Annotated in this window: 17 protein-coding genes; 2 read left to right on the top strand and 15 right to left on the bottom strand. The window is 37.7% G+C overall.

The features are described from left to right. Nucleotides 1–16 precede the first annotated feature (16 nt). The 5 genes from ABJH98_RS10065 to ABJH98_RS10045 form a co-directional block, all read right to left on the bottom strand. Nucleotides 17–1,171, bottom strand: coding sequence for an MFS transporter (locus ABJH98_RS10065; RefSeq protein ID WP_348307540.1), 1,155 nt, complete (start codon nt 1,169–1,171; stop codon nt 17–19). 53 nt (nt 1,172–1,224) lie between these two features. Beyond that, a complete protein-coding gene (locus ABJH98_RS10060) occupies nt 1,225–1,965 on the bottom strand; it encodes a shikimate dehydrogenase (protein WP_348307539.1) in 741 nt (246 codons plus the stop codon). Continuing rightward, nucleotides 1,962–2,915, bottom strand: a complete 954-nt coding sequence (locus ABJH98_RS10055; RefSeq protein ID WP_348307538.1) for a DUF368 domain-containing protein — start codon at nt 2,913–2,915, stop codon at nt 1,962–1,964. Before ABJH98_RS10055 ends, ABJH98_RS10060 begins: the two co-directional genes overlap by 4 nt. A gap of 17 nt (nt 2,916–2,932) precedes the next feature. Then, the gene (locus ABJH98_RS10050) at nt 2,933–3,706 is read right to left on the bottom strand and encodes a phosphosulfolactate synthase (RefSeq protein ID WP_348307537.1); all 774 of its coding nucleotides are present in this window, start codon (nt 3,704–3,706) and stop codon (nt 2,933–2,935) included. Between the two features lie 116 nt (nt 3,707–3,822). Further along, nucleotides 3,823–5,217, bottom strand: a complete 1,395-nt coding sequence (locus tag ABJH98_RS10045) for a tetratricopeptide repeat protein (RefSeq protein WP_348307536.1) — start codon at nt 5,215–5,217, stop codon at nt 3,823–3,825. Between the two features lie 304 nt (nt 5,218–5,521). Between ABJH98_RS10045 and ABJH98_RS10040 the strand changes: the two genes are divergently transcribed. Next, on the top strand, nt 5,522–6,409 hold the full coding sequence (locus tag ABJH98_RS10040; RefSeq protein ID WP_348307535.1) for a sterol desaturase family protein: 888 nt from the start codon (nt 5,522–5,524) through the stop codon (nt 6,407–6,409). An 87-nt stretch (nt 6,410–6,496) separates the two neighbouring features. Here the strand turns inward: ABJH98_RS10040 and ABJH98_RS10035 are convergent, their stop codons facing one another. The 9 genes from ABJH98_RS10035 to miaB all read right to left on the bottom strand — a co-directional run bounded on the left by ABJH98_RS10035 (nt 6,497) and on the right by miaB (nt 16,378). Beyond that, nucleotides 6,497–6,895, bottom strand: a complete 399-nt coding sequence (locus ABJH98_RS10035; protein ID WP_348307534.1) for a DUF3127 domain-containing protein — start codon at nt 6,893–6,895, stop codon at nt 6,497–6,499. Between the two features lie 123 nt (nt 6,896–7,018). Further along, entirely contained in the window at nt 7,019–8,359 is a 1,341-nt protein-coding gene (locus tag ABJH98_RS10030; protein ID WP_348307533.1) for a hypothetical protein, read from the bottom strand. A 99-nt stretch (nt 8,360–8,458) separates the two neighbouring features. Next, entirely contained in the window at nt 8,459–10,093 is a 1,635-nt protein-coding gene (gene groL / locus ABJH98_RS10025; protein WP_348307532.1) for a chaperonin GroEL, read from the bottom strand. Between the two features lie 43 nt (nt 10,094–10,136). Beyond that, nucleotides 10,137–10,415 carry a co-chaperone GroES gene (locus tag ABJH98_RS10020; protein WP_348307531.1) on the bottom strand — a complete coding sequence of 93 codons (279 nt, stop codon included), beginning with the start codon at nt 10,413–10,415 and terminating at the stop codon, nt 10,137–10,139. Nucleotides 10,416–10,641: 226 nt separating this feature from the next. Then, entirely contained in the window at nt 10,642–11,016 is a 375-nt protein-coding gene (secG, locus tag ABJH98_RS10015; RefSeq protein WP_348307530.1) for a preprotein translocase subunit SecG, read from the bottom strand. Then, nucleotides 11,017–13,077, bottom strand: a complete 2,061-nt coding sequence (locus ABJH98_RS10010) for a hypothetical protein (RefSeq protein ID WP_348307529.1) — start codon at nt 13,075–13,077, stop codon at nt 11,017–11,019. It abuts the gene before it with no gap. A gap of 42 nt (nt 13,078–13,119) precedes the next feature. Beyond that, nucleotides 13,120–13,647 carry an LptE family protein gene (locus ABJH98_RS10005; RefSeq protein ID WP_348307528.1) on the bottom strand — a complete coding sequence of 176 codons (528 nt, stop codon included), beginning with the start codon at nt 13,645–13,647 and terminating at the stop codon, nt 13,120–13,122. Beyond that, nucleotides 13,631–14,908, bottom strand: coding sequence for a sigma-54 dependent transcriptional regulator (locus ABJH98_RS10000; RefSeq protein WP_348307527.1), 1,278 nt, complete (start codon nt 14,906–14,908; stop codon nt 13,631–13,633). The genes ABJH98_RS10005 and ABJH98_RS10000 overlap by 17 nt, the downstream gene beginning before the upstream one ends. A 12-nt stretch (nt 14,909–14,920) precedes the next feature. Continuing rightward, nucleotides 14,921–16,378 (bottom strand): tRNA (N6-isopentenyl adenosine(37)-C2)-methylthiotransferase MiaB, encoded by a 1,458-nt coding sequence (miaB, locus tag ABJH98_RS09995; protein WP_348307526.1) that lies wholly within the window; start codon nt 16,376–16,378, stop codon nt 14,921–14,923. A 184-nt stretch (nt 16,379–16,562) separates the two neighbouring features. Here miaB and ABJH98_RS09990 point away from each other — a divergent pair, with 184 nt between their 5' ends. Continuing rightward, a complete protein-coding gene (locus ABJH98_RS09990) occupies nt 16,563–17,048 on the top strand; it encodes a hypothetical protein (RefSeq protein ID WP_348307525.1) in 486 nt (161 codons plus the stop codon). Between the two features lie 109 nt (nt 17,049–17,157). Here the strand turns inward: ABJH98_RS09990 and ABJH98_RS09985 are convergent, their stop codons facing one another. Continuing rightward, nucleotides 17,158–18,108: a succinylglutamate desuccinylase/aspartoacylase family protein gene (locus tag ABJH98_RS09985; RefSeq protein WP_348307524.1), complete on the bottom strand. Its 951-nt coding sequence runs from the start codon at nt 18,106–18,108 to the stop codon at nt 17,158–17,160. Nucleotides 18,109–18,111 lie beyond the last annotated feature (3 nt).

Raw genomic sequence — 18,111 nt, 5'->3', positions numbered from 1 at the left:
AGGATAAAGCTTTGTGTTATTTTGATCTGACAATAGCAATCAAAGGGATCAACAACAGCGGAATAGTTGTCAGTAGCATATTTTCCCAACCGATCGCATGCACAACAAAACCAGCAGATAAAGCCGCTGTTGCCTGGGTGCCGAAAATCATAAACTCATTCAGGGCTTGCACTTTAAAGCGTTCGTTGTCTGTATAGGCTTGCGGTAGGAGTGTAGTCCCACCAATGAACAGAAAATTCCACCCGATTCCCAGCAGAACTAAAGAGCCCCAATAGTGCCCGACATGATGACCAGAATACGCAATGCCAATACAGATAGCGAATGCCATAATACCAGTCAGCATCATACGTTTAATGCCAATCTTTTTAATTACCCAAGCCGTGATCAAACTGGGCAAAAACATAGCAACAATATGACTCTGTATCACCCATTTGGTATCTTCAAGAGAGTGACCATCCATGACATGCATGCTCACTGGTGTAGCCGTCATGATAAAACTCATGACTGCATACCCAATCATAGCACAGAGCACAGCAGTCCAAAAAATGGGTTGCTTGATGATTGCTAACAACGGACGACCTGGCGCTGCGTGTTCTTGTGAGCTAGGTTTTACATTTTTAAAAAAAGAAAGAATCACAAAACCAAAAACAAACAAAGCTGCTAGAAAAAGAAACGATCCTGCAAATGGTTGCTCTAATAAATCTTTTCCTTTTACAGCGATTTCAGGTCCAATAAAGGCGGCTGCTATGCCTCCTAAAAGTACTGTAGAAGCAGCATCTGGAATTTGTTCTGGCTTCACACTTTCCATGGCTGCAAATCGAAACTGATTCAAAGAAGCAACTGAAACGCCAAAAAGAGCGAGACTGGCGCAAAACAAATAGAAAGATTGAACATGAATGCTATAGGCTGCTATTAAAGAAATAAAAACAGAATATACGATGATGGATAAAAATGCTCTTTTTCTACCAAATTTTCTCATGAATAGCGCCACTGGAACTGTGGAAAATGCTGTACCTACGATTATAGCAGCTACCGGCAGAGTGGCTAAATTTGGAGTAGGTGCTAGGGTAGTGCCAACTAATCCGCCGACAAAAACGACAAGTGAGCTTGTGGACATCATAAGCCCTAAACCTAGTGTAAGTACCCAGACATTTCTTGGAAGTGATTGCATGAAAAAAAAGTTAAGTCAAGGTAGGAGATACGTGACATCGAGCAGAAAGATGGCTAATCATTCCATATTTTCCAAGAAGCTTCTGCCTGTCCGACAAGCATGTTATAGCCATTTTTAATTTTAGCGCCTCTATCCAAACCTTCTTGTAAAAAAGCTGTGACTTCTGGATTGTAAACCAGATCAAACAACAAATGTTGATCGGACAATTGATCATAGGGCAATTGAGGCTTGGTGTCTACCTCAGGGAATGTCCCTAAAGGTGTGGTATTGATAATCAAGTGATTGTTTTGAACGTATTCACCAGCCATTACCTCTTCATAGCTTATAGCAGTTGCTGAGGATTTTCTAGATATGGATTGAAATGGAATATTTAAATCCTTTAAAGCTTTTTTTATTGCTTCTGATGCACCACCAGTTCCAAGAACAAGAGCTTTCTTGTTGGTTAGATCCCAGTTGGCTTGCAAGGAATTGATAAAGCCTAAATAATCAGTATTAAATCCTTTAAGCTTACCATTGTCGAGGACTTTAATGGTGTTTACAGCGCCAATTTCAGCTGCATTCTCATCTAGCTCATCTAGATATACCATCACCTCCTTTTTGTAAGGAATGGTGACATTTAGTCCAGCTAATGATTCAGAATAATGATCAATGAGGTTCTGAAATTCAGCTATTGTAGCTAATTCAAACAGCTCATAATGATTTTCTATAATTCCTTCATTTTCAAATTTTTCAGAAAAGTAATTTTTAGAAAATGAGTGTTTTAGTGTGTTGCCGATGAGTCCGAATTGTCTCATGACTCACTTTTCTGCTTAGCTTTTTTGATAGCGAAGGCGATTTTTTCCATGATAACCACCATCATAAATCCTAAAGCCATGTACAATATGGCTTGAATGATCATTGGTGATTGACCAGTTTCTGTCATGTAATCGGTTGGTAATAAATTGCGTTCAAATATTGGTACCTGTTCTCCATGAGAGTTGAATCGAAAAAGCTCGGCTTTTTTCCAAGGCCATATTTTATTCAATGACCCTATCATAAATCCAGCTAGAAGAGCAATGGCATAATTATGGAATTTTTTCAAAAACCAGGAAATGACTCTCGAAAACGTAAAAAGACCGATAATACATCCACTAGCAAAAACAGCTATAACTGCCGTATCTAGATTTTTAAGCGCTGACATGATATAAGCATATTTGCCTAGAATCAATAAAATAAAGCTGCCAGATATACCTGGCAATATCATGGCGCATATAGCAATGGCGCCGCATATGAATACAAACCAGAGTTCATCTGGTGTAGTTGATGGAGTTACCATTGTAATCACAAAAGCTATAGCAATACCGAATAGGCATGAAAGCACAGTATAAATATTCCACTTAGTGATTTCCTTGGCTACTGAAATGGATGATATGATAATTAACCCGAAGAAAAATGACCAAATCTGAATAGGATGCTTATCTAGCAGAAATGTAATGATTTTAGCAAGCGTAAGTGCGCTTAATACTATTCCAGCAACTAGAGGTAGTAAAAATGCACCATTAATTTTGATCCAAAATTCCTTGAATTTAAGAGAGAACAAAAGCTTAAAGGCTTGAGGATCAAACGAATTGATCGAATGAAGCAATTCTTCATAGATGCCAGTGATAAAAGCGATTGTACCTCCTGATACCCCGGGCACCACATCGGCGCTGCCCATGCCCATGCCCTTGAGGAATAGTAGGAAATAATCTTTAAAGGTCCGCATAAAGTGGTTGGAGTTGCTTACAGCTTCGCGTCACCGTTGAGGAAATAATCAAAAGTATCACCTCTTAAGCCCAAACGAAGAGTTTCCAAAGGAATTACTTCAGAAGGAGCGATGTTTCCAAGATTCACATTCGAACCAAGGAGTTTGATGAAATACACTTGTTGAGATTTCTGTGGCGCTTCCCAGATTACCTTCTCCATTGGGATTTTGGTCAAAATTTCTTGTACAAGACCAGATCTTACTTCTCCGTCTGACCTAAACAAACCAACGTTTCCTCCTTCTCTAGCTTCACCAATTACTTTCCATGCACCAGCATCTAGCTCTTTTTGCATCAATTCAATCCACTGATATGGAGGTATGATTTCTGCTGCATCTTTTGAGCCTACTTCGGATAACACAGTGACATCTTTGGCCAATGTGCTTATGTATTCGCATTTTTTGGTGTGATCAAGAATTATGGAACCGTCAGATACTTCGGCATGTTGGATGTCGTATTTATCCAATACTTTGCGATAATCATCAAATTGATCTCTAATGATAAATGCCTCGAATAGAGTGCCTCCCAAATAAACTGGGATACCAGCAGATTTATAAAAGTCTAATTTTTTCTGAAGATTGTTAGTGGCATAAGAAGTAGCCCAGCCCAATTTTATAATATCGACGTAATCTCCACAAGTTTCTATAAGGTCTTCTGCCTGTCTGGTGCTTAAACCTTTGTCCATCACCATTGTGAATCCTTTGTCTCTTGGCTTTACCGTTCTTTCAGGTATATTCTTAAGGGTATAATTCATTCTAAGTATTCAATACGAAAATCTAGCTAGTCGATTTTTTCAACCTGCAAATAAATTGATAATAGCCCTATTTGCAAAGGGTTTTGATAATTGATTTGGGGTAAGTGATGAATGTCTTATTTGTATTGCTGAATGATTTTATACAGCGCCTTTTGTGTTTCTAACTTAGGAAAGTGGTCATATAGAATGGTGTGTCCTTCATAGTCTAGGAATAGCCCTTTTTCTAAATAGGTAAATGCCAATTTGTAATGGCCTTTTTCTATTAAATAGATGACTGCTTGATAAAAAAGAGTGGCTTCATCGGGTAGTTCTTCAAGCCCATCATGAATGATGTTCATGGCTTGCTCATGATCACCCTGCTCATGATATATTAATGACCAATTTTTCCAAACTTCTACATTTCCTGGATCTAATTGACTCACTTCGTCATACGCATCGATACTAGAAACTACATTTCCAACTTTGTATTCTGCTTCTGCCAAAGCCATCCAGTAGTCGGCATTTTCTACGCTCAGCTTGAGTGCCTTGTTGAAAAAATGAACCGCTTCATACCATTTGTTTTGATGTCCAAGACATACACCTGTACAATACCAGGCTTCATCATAAAACTGATCGAGCTTGGTAGATTTTCTATAATATCTTATGGCCAAATCGAATTGTTCCATTTGTTCATAAACAGACCCAATGCTAAAGTAAATTTCAGGAGTAGGACCTTCCAGCTCTAAAGTCGTTTTGAAGGCATTTAAACCCTGTTCAAACTTCTTTAGCATCATGAGCGAATTGCCCATGTTGAAATATGCAGAGCTATACTTATCATCTATGGCCAGACAATACTCATATGCATTGATGGAGTCTTCGTACTTTTCTAGTTTGTTATATACAATCCCTAAATTGAACCATGCATATTCAGAGTACGGATCCTTATCTATAAATTCTTTATAGTAAGAAATGCTGGTTTCCAATTCACCAGTTACATCCAAACAATAAGCCAATTCATAAAGGGCATTTTCATTGTTTAGATTTTCTTCCAACGATTTTTTAAAGAAAGTAATGGCTTCTTTGTAATCCCCGCGATTTTGATAGGCAAGTCCTATGCTATAAAAAATCTCATCTTTGTCTTCAGATGACTCCAAAGCACTTTCAAAACTGGCTAAAGCGTCATTGATATCACCGTTTAGAATTTGAATATTCCCTTTAATTAAAAATATATCAGGGTCTCCTGGGTGCAAATTCCCGGCTTTCTCTAAAATATTGATGGCGATTCCATATTCCTGTAAATTGGAATAGGTTTGAGCTTTCAGAACCATAAACTCAACAGCAAATGGATATTGTTCAATCGCCAAATTCACTGCTTTGAGTGCTTTGCGATGTTTGTTCTGATCTATGTAGGTTTGGACGATTGATTCGTATTCGTCCGAGGTAAAATAAAAGGCTTCTTTATTCTCCCGAAACGACTCGTACTTTTTTAAAAGCTCCTTCTCCTCGTTTCGTTTCTTAAAATTCTCCTCCATTATCCAATAGCATTTGGTTGCAAAAATACTGAATGCACAATCTGTCACCTCAATATCATAATGAAATATACTAATTAAGATTTAACAAAAGAGTCGTTAAGTTTGTTTTTTGTATACCTGATTAAGCATGAAATTTGATGGAATTGTTAATGTCTCTAATTTTATAGAATTGATTATCAGATAGATATATGGAAATTGATTAATATTTAATTTCTTGTATTTTTTTAATTTGAGTCATAAAGAATTGACATGATCAAACTTGTAATTTTTCGTTATACATCAATAAAACTATTGAAAAACTAGAATGAATACTTATTTTGAGTTGTTTTTGGAAGCCACAATTGGATATTTCAATTGGTTTATAGGGCAGATTACTTTTAGTTCTAGTCAAGGGCTTTGGGGGAATTACTTTTATTTTTTAATAATAGTGTCACTGTTATTTTTTGGATTGGAACTTGCCAAGCCTTGGAGAAAAAACCAACCAAAATTCAGACAGGATTTTTGGTTGGATGCCTTTTATATGCTTTTCAATTTTTTCCTGTTTTCGATAGTCGCATTTGCTGGGGTATCTCAGGTCGGAGTGGAACTGCTGAATGATTTTCTTGCGCTGTTTGGGATCAAGAACTTAGTAGCTATCCAAGTGGGAGCTCTTCCAGCATGGATTCAGTTGGTATTACTATTTGTGGTCAAGGATTTTATCGAATGGATGATTCATCGGCTGCTGCATTGGTCACCATGGTTATGGGAGTTTCACAAAGTACATCACAGTGTCAAACAAATGGGATTTGCTGCCCATCTGAGATTTCATTGGATGGAGAATGTGGTATATAAGTCTCTCGAGTATATTCCCTTGGCATTAATCGGATTTAGTCTGTCTGACTTCTTTTTGGTCCATGCGATTGCTATAGCCATAGGTCATTGGAATCACGCCAATTTTAATGTGAACATTGGCCCATTCAAATACCTTTTCAACAATCCGGCTATGCACATTTGGCATCACGCAAAGGAGCTGCCTAATGATCATAAGTATGGAGTCAATTTTGGACTGTCTTTGAGTATTTGGGATTATTTATTTGGTACAAGCTATATTCCTAGAGATGGAAAGGATATTGAATTAGGTTTTCCTGATGACGAAAACTTTCCCAAAACATTTATAGATCAAAACCTGAATGGTTTAGGTTTGAAGAAATGATGGTAGGATACTTTAATCTTGTTGTAAAACTAAAGAAGGGCTTTTTGATAATTTCAAAAAGCCCTTCTTAATTAGTATTTAATAATTTTAGAACGGCAAGTCGTCTGCTTCACCGCTGTTATCCGCATTGAGCCATTCTGGCTCAGTAACGTTTTCGCCTGACTCGTTGGTTTGACCTCCTTGTGCTGGAGCAGCACTTACATCATTGGCGGCACTAATTCTCCAGGCTTGTAGTGAATTGAAGTATACCACTTCGTTTTTAGGGTTGGTCCACTTTCTGCCTTTCAGATTAAAGGCGATATTCAATTCTTGTCCGATATTAAAACCATCAAGTTGTTCACATTTATCTTGAATCAATTCAAACTTGATAAATTCTGGATATTGAGGGTTTTCTGCATACTCAACTACGAATTCTCTCTTTTTGAAGCCACTGGCACCGAAGGATGCCGTTTCATATTTTTCTAGCAGTTTTGCTTTGATTTCCATGGTGTATATTTTCTAAATGAATGGAGTACAAAGATGTCAATTCAAAAGGTAAACTTCAATGATGTTTATAAAATATTGAATGTAAAAAACTAATCTCTTAAAAGGTACACTTTAAGTTGAGTCTTAATTTTTTTCAGAAAGGTTAGGGCAAGTGTCTTCATAAGGAAAATTGTGTCCTACGTAATCATGCCATTCTTCGGGAGTCATATTCCTGGTTATGTAATTGCAGAGCCTGTCTGCCATCCATTCGAAATCCAAGTTGAATATTCTGATAGTCTTGTCTTTGGAACCAGTAATGATTTTTGTGCCGGAATGATCAAAACAGGCAGTCATTACCCAGTCATTGTGATCGTCCAATACAATGGGAAATTTTTTAGAATCAAATATGTCCCAAACTCTAACCGTACCATCTCTGCTGGCGGTCAAAATTCGTTCGTTATCTGGGCTAAAGTCAATAGCAGTAATGGCCGACTGATGCCCGGAAATAATTCTTACAATTCTTTTATCTTCCAAATGCCAAATGATGGCATCACCTTTCTCACGACCAATAGCTAAGAGTTTATGATCGGTACTGACTGCTAATACATTGACTGCGAAGGTTTCGGGTATATCTAAATGCGAATTTTCAAATCGTTCGTTCCAAACTTGTACAACTCCATTGATGGTTCCAGCATAGATTTCACTTTTCTCAACATCAACTGCAAGTGCTCTGATTTCATAATCAGTTTTGCCTTTCACTGAATCTAGTTCATAGCCTTTTATTTTTATTTCTCCCTGTTTGTTAACTGTGAGATAGTTCATTTGATCAGGTAGAAAAATGGCAGCTTGAGCATTTTCCGAATCAACACTTACTTGAGAGACAGAAACCTCCGACTTCTTGGATTTATTAGTTTGAGTATTTATTAGTAAAACGCCATTTTCTTTGGTAACGGCTAATAACCATTTGCCATCCGAACTTAAGTCTAATGAGCGATAAAGGATTCTATCTCGATAGAGCTGTATGGGTTCTTTTTTTATATTTGATTCATCCCACTTCAGAATTTTCCCGTCCGACGATGCTGAATAAAAGATGTTTGGTTCTGTGCTGTACACAATGGAAGTCACCATCTCATCATGCTCGAGGATATGATTGTAAAAGGTGTTTTCTAAACTATCATATTCATAGTACTTGTTGGCATTATATAGAGCAGAATAAACATTGAGGTGTGAAATGAATTTGCTAGCTGTGTTTCTAATCCAAAAATTGTAGGCTTGTCGTGCCGTTAGTGATTTTCTATCCTTGAAATATCTAGGCGTAAGTATCGATCGCTGAGACATCGACTGAATGAGTTCTGTAGTTTCAAGTGAGATCACCAATTCGCTCAATGAATCTATTTGATGTTGTTGATTTTGATCAATCTCAGTTTGAGCGAGTGTAGAAAATGTAAAAGAACAGATAAGGAGGAGGGTAGTTGCAACTTTCATTCTTAAAGATATGAAATTTACGACATGAAAAAAGCCATCCTGATTATTATCAGAATGGCTTGATTTATGATAAATAGTCCTTCGACTATGGCTTCATGATTACATCATGCCCGGCATTCCGCCGCCACCCATTGGAGGCATAGCAGGAGCACCTTCTGGCTCAGGCTGATCTACTACAGCTGCATCACTAGTCAATAGCAATGAAGCAATAGAAGCTGCATTTTCAAGTGCTAATCTTGTCACCTTAGTAGGGTCGATGATCCCTGCTTTGAACATGGATTCATACGTATCATTAGCAGCGTTGTATCCGTAGTCTCCTTTGCCGTCTTTTACAGCATTTACTACTACAGATCCTTCACCACCAGCGTTAGCTACGATTGTTCTCAAAGGAGATTCAATAGCCATTCTCACGATATTCACACCAGTGTTTTGGTCTTCGTTCTCCAAAGTCAATCCATCCAATGAAGCAATGGCTCTGATCAAGGCAACGCCTCCACCTGCTACGATACCTTCTTGTACGGCAGCTCTAGTTGCGTGCAACGCATCATCTACTCTGTCTTTCTTCTCTTTCATTTCTACCTCAGTAGCAGCTCCGATATAAAGGATAGCTACACCACCAGACAACTTAGCTAATCTTTCTTGTAGCTTTTCTTTGTCGTAGTCAGAAGTAGTATTTTCTACTTGTTGCTTGATTTGGTTTACTCTAGCATCAATGTCTTCTTTTTTGCCAGCACCATTTACAATAATTGTATTGTCTTTGTCTATGTTAACCTTCTCAGCAGTACCTAAGTACTCCAAAGTAGCGTTCTCTAGTTTGTATCCTCTTTCTTCAGAGATAACAGTACCGCCAGTTAAGATGGCGATGTCTTCCAACATAGCCTTTCTTCTATCGCCAAAACCCGGTGCTTTAACAGCAGCAATTTTCAGAGATCCTCTGATTTTGTTTACTACCAAAGTAGCCAATGCCTCACCGTCTACATCTTCAGAGATAATTACTAAAGGCTTGCCAGTCTGAGCAGTAGCTTCCAATACTGGAAGTAATTCCTTCATTGTCGAGATCTTCTTGTCGTAGATCAAGATGTAAGGATTTTCCATCTCAGCTTCCATTTTGTCCGTGTTAGTCACGAAATATGGAGAAAGATATCCTCTGTCGAATTGCATACCTTCTACAGTTTTTACTTCTGTTTCAGTACCTTTTGCTTCTTCTACAGTGATTACTCCGTCTTTGCCTACTTTGTCCATGGCATCAGCAATCATCTTACCGATTTCAGCGTCGTTGTTGGCAGATACGGTAGCTACCTGAGCTACTTCACTGTTGTCTTTGATTTCTTTTGATTGTTTTCTCAAGTCAGCTACAACTGTAGCTACTGCCTTATCGATTCCTCTTTTAAGGTCCATTGGGTTAGCACCTGCAGCAACGTTTTTAAATCCGTTTCCGAAAAGCGCTTGAGTCAAAACAGTAGCAGTAGTAGTTCCGTCACCTGCATCATCAGCAGTTTTAGAAGCTACTTCTTTTACCAATTGAGCACCCATGTTTTCCAAGGCATCGCTTAATTCGATTTCTTTTGCTACAGAAACACCATCTTTAGTTACGGTAGGGGCACCGAATTTTTTGTCAAGAATTACGTTTCTTCCCTTAGGTCCTAAGGTTACTTTTACTGCGTCAGCTAGCATGTCAACGCCTCTTTTAAGGCCGTCTCTTGCGTCTGAATTAAAAAATATGTCTTTAGCCATTTTAAATGATCTTTAATATTCTATTGAAAAAGGTTATTTGAAATTATAGGGTTCCGAATACGTCAGAATTTCGCATGATGAGGTATTCCTTACCATCCAATGATAGCTCAGTGCCAGAGTATTTGCCGTAAAGCACTTTGTCTCCAACTTTTACAGTCACTGGTTTGTCGGTAACACCTTCTCCAACTGCCACTACAATTCCTTCTTGTGGTTTTTCTTTAGCAGTATCAGGAATGATAATACCAGAAGCGGTTTTTTCCTCTGCGGCAGCAGGTTCAACCAAAATTCTATCTTCGTTTGGTTTAAAGCTTACTTTTGACATGTTCTTTTAAATTTTAATTGATTCTATATTAAGAAAATTCTTTCTGCTTATTAGCATTTCTTATGCCAATTCAAAGTCCTGTCAAAAAGTCGGTCAAACTTGCAGGAAAGGTGACAGGAGTAGGGTGGTAGTGGTTATTTTATGACAGGATAGCATTGGATTTTAGTTATAAAAAAAGTCCTGCTCAATGATGAACAGGACTTAAATATTTTATGTATAACTAAGATTACTCTTCGTTGCTTGCATCTTCTACCTCAAGTGCATCATCAAGAATATCACCTTCAGCTTCTTCCGTTCCTAAATCTAGGTTTGGCGCGATAGTTTTATCTTGAGCACTCTCGATATTTGGGCTTGAAAATTCTTCGCCTCTTGACTGAGTGATTAAAAACTTAGTAGAAAGCGTCAATCCGATCAATGCAATTGCTAATCCCCACGTTAATTTTTCTAGCAAGTCGCCGGTTTTCTTAACTCCCATCAACTGAGAAGTACCTGAGCCACCAAATTGGCTAGTCAACCCACCACCTTTTGAGTTTTGTGCTAAAACAACTAATACAAGCACTACAGCTACAAAAACAATCAATACAACAATCGTAGTAAACATCTATTTCTTATTTAATTTTTCAATTTGAGACGCAAAGTAAGCCTTTTTTTGAGGATTTTTCAAAATTAATTTTTGATAGATGTCAATGGCTTTTTCTACTTTCCCCTGATTGGTTAAAATGGTGGCTAAATTTTCAGTAACTAGGTCGTCAGGAAAGGCATCATATCGTGCTGCCAAATCTTCTACAGGTATCTCTTCTGGCTGTTTGCCTTTTGTTACTTGGATAGTTGGATTTAGCTCAATGAACGAATCTATGATAATCGATTGACTAGTAGTGTCTTTTTTGCTGGAGGGGCTTACTTCTTTAGGTTTTTTTTTTTCTGACGATGAATCGTCTTCTTTCTTTGTGCTCTTATTAGGAGTAGTTTTCTTTTTAGTTTTCGATCCCAATGTGGCTGACATCCTAAACTTGGGTGAGGCTTTCTTTGAAGTGTCTTTTTTAGTAGGTTCCTTTTTTGCTTCCGCTTTTGAGCTAGTTGTTTTAGTAGCAGCTTTCTTTTTAGCTACTTTCTTCTCAGTATCTACTTTTTTGGTTGTAGTTGTTTTTTTAGCGGTGGATTCTTTTTTTGTAGTCGACTTCTTAGGTGCTTCCTTAGTACTAGTGCTGTTTTTTTTTGGAGTGGTTTCCTTCTTAGTTACTTTTTTGGTTGCTGCTTTTTTAGGCTCTTCTTTTTTAGTTGTCTTTTTTGTAGCGGTAGATTGAGTGGCCGTTTTAGTTTTAGATTCTTCTTTCTTTTTAGATTCTGCTTTTTTAGCAGGAGCCACTTTAGCTGTCTTTTTTACTTTTTCTTTCGTGAATTTAGTTCCTCTTTTCAATACACCAAGTCGGAATTTCTTTCCAGTCGGTGTACTTCCAGGAGTTAATTTGAGTTCTTGGATTTCTTTACCAATCTGATCGAGTTCTTCTTCAGTTTCTTCAGTGGATTTGTCAGAAGTGGTATTAATGGATACTTCAATCTCTACATCTTCTTCTTTTTGATCCTCTGGTTCAGATTGATCTTCTACTTTTTCTTCTTCAACCTCATTGATTTCTATTTCCGCTGAACTATCACTGGTTTCTGTTGTGGTAGATTCAATTTCATCTGGAACTTTTTCAATCTGAGGTTGTGCTACATTTGCAGGTTCAGTCTCGGTTTTAGCAGCAATAGACTCTTCAATATCGTCTACAGAATCTTCGGCATCATCTTCAGATTCAACTTTGTCCATCGAGGATTCGGCATCTACAATGGCAGTTAATTCATCTGAGGAAATTGAAGAAGAGGCAGGTTTTGGTTTTTCTTCTGCTTCTTCTGTTTTTATTTCTTCTGCCTTTGGTTCTACAGTTTCTTCTTTTTTCTTTTCTGCAATTCCTGACAATGCTTTTGAAATCGATTCTTCTTCAGCTTCGATTTCTTCAGCTACTTGATTCTTTAGTTTTTGAACTTCGTCTATTTCAGCATCAGCATCAGTTAACTTAGGTTCTGTGGAAATAGCTTTTTCTTCTTTTGCTGAATCTTCTGGAGATGAAGTTTCTTTTGATATCTCGGCTTTTTCGGGAGTTGCTTTTGGTTCTTCGGGTTGAACAGGAGCCTCTTTGGACGCAAAAGGATCTTCTATTACTATTTCTTCAGGATGCCTTTTGTCGTAATCGAGATAATGTTCTCTACTCGCTTTCCATTTTTCTAGATTTTCATAAATCTCTTTTACCAGCGCACTCTGTTCCTCATCTGTGTTGTGAGTAGGGACTTTTCTTGGTGTATTGTCTGGTGTAGGTACTGCTTTCGGTTTGGTATCTTTTTTAACTGGATCACCTTTTATTACAGTAGTTGGTTGTGGTTTACCAAATTTGATCTGTCCTTGAATGTACTGTTTGAAGATATTTCTATTAGTGGAATAGATTGCAGCCGTACTCATTTTTTTGGATAAAGACGGCTTTTTTAATCTCCTGCTTGCATTAGCTAACATGCTATGCCCGTTTTGGAAATAAGGATTTGCTTTGACTAGCGTTTCCAGCTCCACAAAATCAGCCTCTGACATCTTTTCAGGGGCCTTCATCAACTCTAGAAATGTTTGCTTATTCAATGGTGGCTCTCAGTTATGCGTAAGCGATAAAGATAACAAAATTTACCAATTGGCAACAGAAGAGTTGAAAATATCCAGTATGATTTGGTCGAAGATTTCATTTACATATTCTTCTTCGTTTGCAGATAAATCCTCTCTGTTTTGGTCAAAGTCTTTAAAGAACGAAAAAGTTTGATCGAAATCAAATTCGTCATTTTCTATATTGGTGTATGTGGCAGAGACATATATTGTTATTCGTGTCAAACTGGTCAGATCCACTTGGCTAGGGTCCTCGGAGGCAGAAACGGCCACAGGAGTGAGGGTGTAATTATCTATACTGCCTTCCAATTGTAAATCTCCCTCACCATCAACAAGTGTAAGACTAGTGTTTCTTAAATAGTAGTCCTTAATTTTTTCGGTGAAAAGAGGACTCATATTTGAAGGTCCTAAGGGGGAGTTGTTGTAGAAGGTTTGAATAGAGATTGTCTCAACTGTGGACGAAATGGACGCACCAGTAAAAGAGTACACGCCACATGAAGTATTCATCAAGGCAAAAGACATACAAATGAAAATACTAGTCTTCCAACTCATAGTGTTTGATTTTTCTATACAAAGTACGTTCAGAAATGCCTAAATCTTGTGCAGCATATTTTCTTTTATTTCTATTTTTTCTTAATGCTTTGATTATCAACTCTTTTTCTTTTTTCTCTATAGACAAAGAATCGTCCTGTTCAGTTTCATGCGCTATGTCTTCGACTTTATCAGAATCAAAGTCTTGATAATCATCCTGATTGATAATGACGGGAGAGTCCATGGGGTTTTCTGAAAACTCTGAAAAATGCTCGTCTTTCAATTCCAGATTACTGAATAATTTTCCATGCTCCTTTATAATTTCATCTCGATCTGAGCTATCTCCTGCATTTTGTAGCACCAATTTTTTTAAGTCATTCATGTCCTTTTTCATGTCGAAAAGGATTTTATACAAAATATCTCTTTCGGTGAAACCGTCATTGCCCGCAGATGAATCAGCTTTTTTGTCTAGAAGAGCAGGAAGGTTACTTACATTTTGAGGTAAATATTTTTTGAGCGTTTCTTCGTCTAGCGTTCGATTCATTTCCAAAACAGAAATTTGTTCAGCTAGGTTTTTCAATTGACGGATGTTGCCAGGAAATCGGAACCTCATCAATGTTTCTTTCGCTCGATCAGTTAATTTGATTGCGTCGACGTGATATTGCTCACCGAAATCGTAGGCAAATTTTCTGAAAAGTAATTCTATATCAGATCCACGTTCTCTTAGTGCCGGCACGTAGATTGGAACTGTGTTTAATCTATAATATAGGTCTTCTCGAAATTTATTTTTTTCTACAGCTGTGATCAAATTGACATTAGTGGCTGCTAATACACGCACATTGGCCTTTTGTACCTTTGAAGAGCCTACTTTAATGAATTCGCCATTCTCGAGTACACGAAGAAGCCTTGCTTGAGTGCTCATTGGCATTTCACCAATTTCATCCAAAAATATGGTGCCCCCATCAGTTACTTCAAAGTAACCTTTGCGAGCCTCATGTGCCCCTGTAAAGGATCCTTTTTCATGTCCAAATAATTCCGAATCAATTGTACCTTCTGGGATGGCGCCGCAGTTTACCGCTATGAATTGACCATGTTTTCTCTTGCTTAGCGAGTGAATGATTTTTGAGAATGATTCCTTTCCGCTTCCACTTTCACCTGTAATGAGCACACTCATATCTGTAGGAGCGACTTGAGCAGCTACGTTTATGGCTTGATTGAGCAATTGAGAATTGCCAATGATACCAAAACGTTGTTTGATGGTTTGTATTTCGGATTCTTTCACTAGAGAATAGGTTTAGTTGTCAACAGCTGATGCTAATAAGGTTCCTGTTGTTACTTCATTGACCAATACATTAACATAATCCCCTTTTTTGTAGTTACCCGCATCAAATACTGCTACTCGATTGCAGGTGGTTCTGCCTTGCAATTGACTCTTAGATCGTTTAGAGAATCCCTCTACCAGCACTTTGTATGTTTTACCAATAGTCATTTGGTTCCTTTCGATAGAAAGCTCTCTTTGGAGATTGATTACTTCTGTTAATCTTCGTTTTTTGATATCCATTGGGATATCGTCTTCGTATTTCTTTTCGGCTAATGTACCTGGTCTTTCTGAATAGAAAAACATGTAGGAATAGTCGTATCTCACATATTCCATCAGAGATAAAGTGTCTTTGTGTTCTTCTTCCGTTTCTCCACAAAACCCAGAGATCATATCACTTGATATTCCACATTCGTTGCCCAAAATTTCTCTAATTCGATCGATCTTGCTGATGTACCAGTCCCTGTCGTAGGTACGATTCATTCTTTCCAATATTCTTGAATTGCCACTTTGAGCAGGAAAATGAATGTATTTACAGAGGTTATCGTACTTCTTCATGGTGTACAATACATCGTCTGTAATGTCTTTTGGATGTGAAGTCGCAAATCGCACTCTCAATAAGGGACTCACTTCTGCGACCATTTCAAGTAAATTGGCAAAATTGACAATTTCGGAAGCATCAGTTTTTTCTAATCGAGCTTTATTATTTTGTTCTGGAGACCATTTGTAAGAATCTACATTTTGCCCTAAAAGAGTAACTTCTCTATATCCTTTATCAAAAAGATCTTGAGCTTCTTTTACTACTGAGAATGGATCTCTACTTCTTTCACGTCCACGGGTGAATGGAACTACGCAGAAGGAACACATATTGTCACATCCTCTCATGATGGAGATGAATGCAGTGACTCCATTAGAATTTAACCTGACTGGAGTAATGTCGTCGTAAGTTTCTTCTCTTGAAAGGAAAGTATTGACTGCTTTTTGACCCGTGCTTACTTCGTCGAGCATATTTGGAAGTTCTCGATAGGCATCTGGCCCAACCACTAGATCAACGATTTTTTCCTCTTCCAGTAGTTTAGATTTTAGACGCTCTGCCATACAGCCTAGCACACCTATTACTAATTCTGGATTTTTCTTTTTGTACTGATTGATTTCGCTCAATCGATTTCTAACTGTCGTTTCAGCTTTTTCTCGTATTGAACAGGTATTGAGAAATGTCACATCGGCTTCTTCAATGGATGAAGTAGTCGTATACCCTTCTTTTTTTAAAATGGAAGATACGATTTCACTATCAGAAAAATTCATTTGACAGCCGTAACTTTCGATGTATAACTTCTTCTGTCCGATGTTTTGCTCCTCTTTTGTGATATTTACGACGTCACAATTTTCTTGTGCATTGTCTATGATGTCTATATCGCCAATAATCTCTTTCACCTATATTATTATTTTTTTAAGATGGCAAAGATAGAATAATTGCGACAAAATGTCAGGTCTGATTAATTCATAAATAGAATTTCTTTTACAGCAACCTTTTTCTATAAATCAACATTCTTTAATAGCAGTATTTCCAACCTTAATTAAAGTTCAAGTGTCTTTAGAGAGAATTTAAAAATACATTATGAAAAATCTTCCAATAATTTCCCTCGCACTTTTATTATTGTCCGTTTCTTGTAACGAATCTGAACCCACTGAAATGTCAGATTCAGAAATAGCTACTCGTCAAGTGATTGTCGATCAGGATAGTTTTGATCAGGCTTGGTCAAGTTTGCAAACATCAGCACCCGATTCTGACCCTTTTGATTTAGTTGATCTAAGAAATGATAGCACCTTACTCATTATCGATGTAGCCTATGGTGGTGGATGCGAGCAGCATACATTTGAATTGATTTGGCCTGAGGTGATTACTATGATTTATCCACCCAGATATACGGTGATTTTAAATCATGATGCTCATGATGACAATTGTGAAGCATATTTATCTTCTACCTTGTATTTTGATTTGAATGAGACTGATCTGGGGTTCACACCAGATATTATGAATGTAATTGATCTTACGATTATTAATGGAAGTAACGGAGATGATGTTTTAAAACTTAATGATTAGAGATAGTAACTTTTGATCAATGAAAGAGTCTTATGGGTAACCTTTACGGTGTATAAGTATAGATTTCAAGTTGAGTTTTAAGCCGCACCCTCTGGTGCGGCTTTCTTTTTTAATCAGGTATACCAATATGGATCAACGCATCTCCACGATTCACTACGGGGTTGTTATTGATGGCTATGGCATAACCAGAGATATGTGCTTTCATTTTATGTTCAAATTCCCCATATGGTCCAGTAATTAACCCAACTACAGTTCCTTTTTCTACATATTCGCCTGTTCTGAAAAATGAGTGATAGATACCTGCAGATTTTGCTCTGAGCCATGAAGATTTTTTAATAAAATAGGATTCTCCTTTCGACACGGGTGCTTCATCACGCATTTTAAGATGTTTCATCACACGGAGCAATCCATTGATACCAACATCAATCGCATGTTTTCTTAGCCGCAGAGACTCGCCACCTTCATATACTAAAATAGGTGTGCCTTTTTTCGCAGCCTCTTTTCTAAATGATTTTTCCCTGAAGGGAGAATGAATCATAAATTTGGGCGAAAAAGCTTGGACTAATTCCATGTTTTTTGGTTCATCGAGATTGGCTCTTACTTGTGGGTAATTGTTTATCCTCGCACCACCCGTATGAAAATCGATACCATAATCTATCAATGGTAAAATATCTTGAGTTAATCTATAGGCTAACTGACTGGCCAAAGAGCCATTTCTAGTTCCAGGAAACGAACGATTCATATCCTTACCACCAACAGTTTGGCGAGAAAAATGAATAAAGCCATATACATTAAGGATTGGAATGCAAATGACTGTGCCAATAAGCGGTCTGTGATAGTTGTTGGTAATCACTCTACGGACAATTTCTATACCATTGATCTCGTCTCCGTGCATGCCACCAGTGATTAGTAGGGTGGGTCCAGGCTTTTTCGACCGACTGACAATGATCGGGATATCTATAGGTGTTCGACTCGGAAGTTTAGCGATTTGAGCATCTATTTGCTTTTCCTCACCAGGGGCAATCGAAATACCTGCAATTTTTAGATCTTGTAATTCCATGAA

The sequence above is a fragment of the Reichenbachiella sp. genome, assembly GCF_039969095.1.
GTDB lineage: Bacteria > Bacteroidota > Bacteroidia > Cytophagales > Cyclobacteriaceae > Reichenbachiella.
The sequence above is the reverse complement of the archived record's forward strand: the minus strand, read 5'-3'. Positions and strand labels throughout refer to the sequence as shown.

Excerpts from the sequence above, each read along its gene's own strand:
- ABJH98_RS10065 (WP_348307540.1), bottom strand. The coding sequence starts at position 1,171 with ATGCAATCACTTCCAAGAAATGTCTGGGTACTTACACTAGGTTTAGGG.
- ABJH98_RS10060 (WP_348307539.1), bottom strand. The coding sequence starts at position 1,965 with ATGAGACAATTCGGACTCATCGGCAACACACTAAAACACTCATTTTCT.
- ABJH98_RS10055 (WP_348307538.1), bottom strand. The coding sequence starts at position 2,915 with ATGCGGACCTTTAAAGATTATTTCCTACTATTCCTCAAGGGCATGGGC.
- ABJH98_RS10050 (WP_348307537.1), bottom strand. The coding sequence starts at position 3,706 with ATGAATTATACCCTTAAGAATATACCTGAAAGAACGGTAAAGCCAAGA.
- ABJH98_RS10045 (WP_348307536.1), bottom strand. The coding sequence starts at position 5,217 with ATGGAGGAGAATTTTAAGAAACGAAACGAGGAGAAGGAGCTTTTAAAA.
- ABJH98_RS10040 (WP_348307535.1), top strand. The coding sequence starts at position 5,522 with ATGAATACTTATTTTGAGTTGTTTTTGGAAGCCACAATTGGATATTTC.
- ABJH98_RS10035 (WP_348307534.1), bottom strand. The coding sequence starts at position 6,895 with ATGGAAATCAAAGCAAAACTGCTAGAAAAATATGAAACGGCATCCTTC.
- ABJH98_RS10030 (WP_348307533.1), bottom strand. The coding sequence starts at position 8,359 with ATGAAAGTTGCAACTACCCTCCTCCTTATCTGTTCTTTTACATTTTCT.
- groL (WP_348307532.1), bottom strand. The coding sequence starts at position 10,093 with ATGGCTAAAGACATATTTTTTAATTCAGACGCAAGAGACGGCCTTAAA.
- ABJH98_RS10020 (WP_348307531.1), bottom strand. The coding sequence starts at position 10,415 with ATGTCAAAAGTAAGCTTTAAACCAAACGAAGATAGAATTTTGGTTGAA.
- secG (WP_348307530.1), bottom strand. The coding sequence starts at position 11,016 with ATGTTTACTACGATTGTTGTATTGATTGTTTTTGTAGCTGTAGTGCTT.
- ABJH98_RS10005 (WP_348307528.1), bottom strand. The coding sequence starts at position 13,647 with ATGAGTTGGAAGACTAGTATTTTCATTTGTATGTCTTTTGCCTTGATG.
- ABJH98_RS09990 (WP_348307525.1), top strand. The coding sequence starts at position 16,563 with ATGAAAAATCTTCCAATAATTTCCCTCGCACTTTTATTATTGTCCGTT.
- ABJH98_RS09985 (WP_348307524.1), bottom strand. The coding sequence starts at position 18,108 with ATGGAATTACAAGATCTAAAAATTGCAGGTATTTCGATTGCCCCTGGT.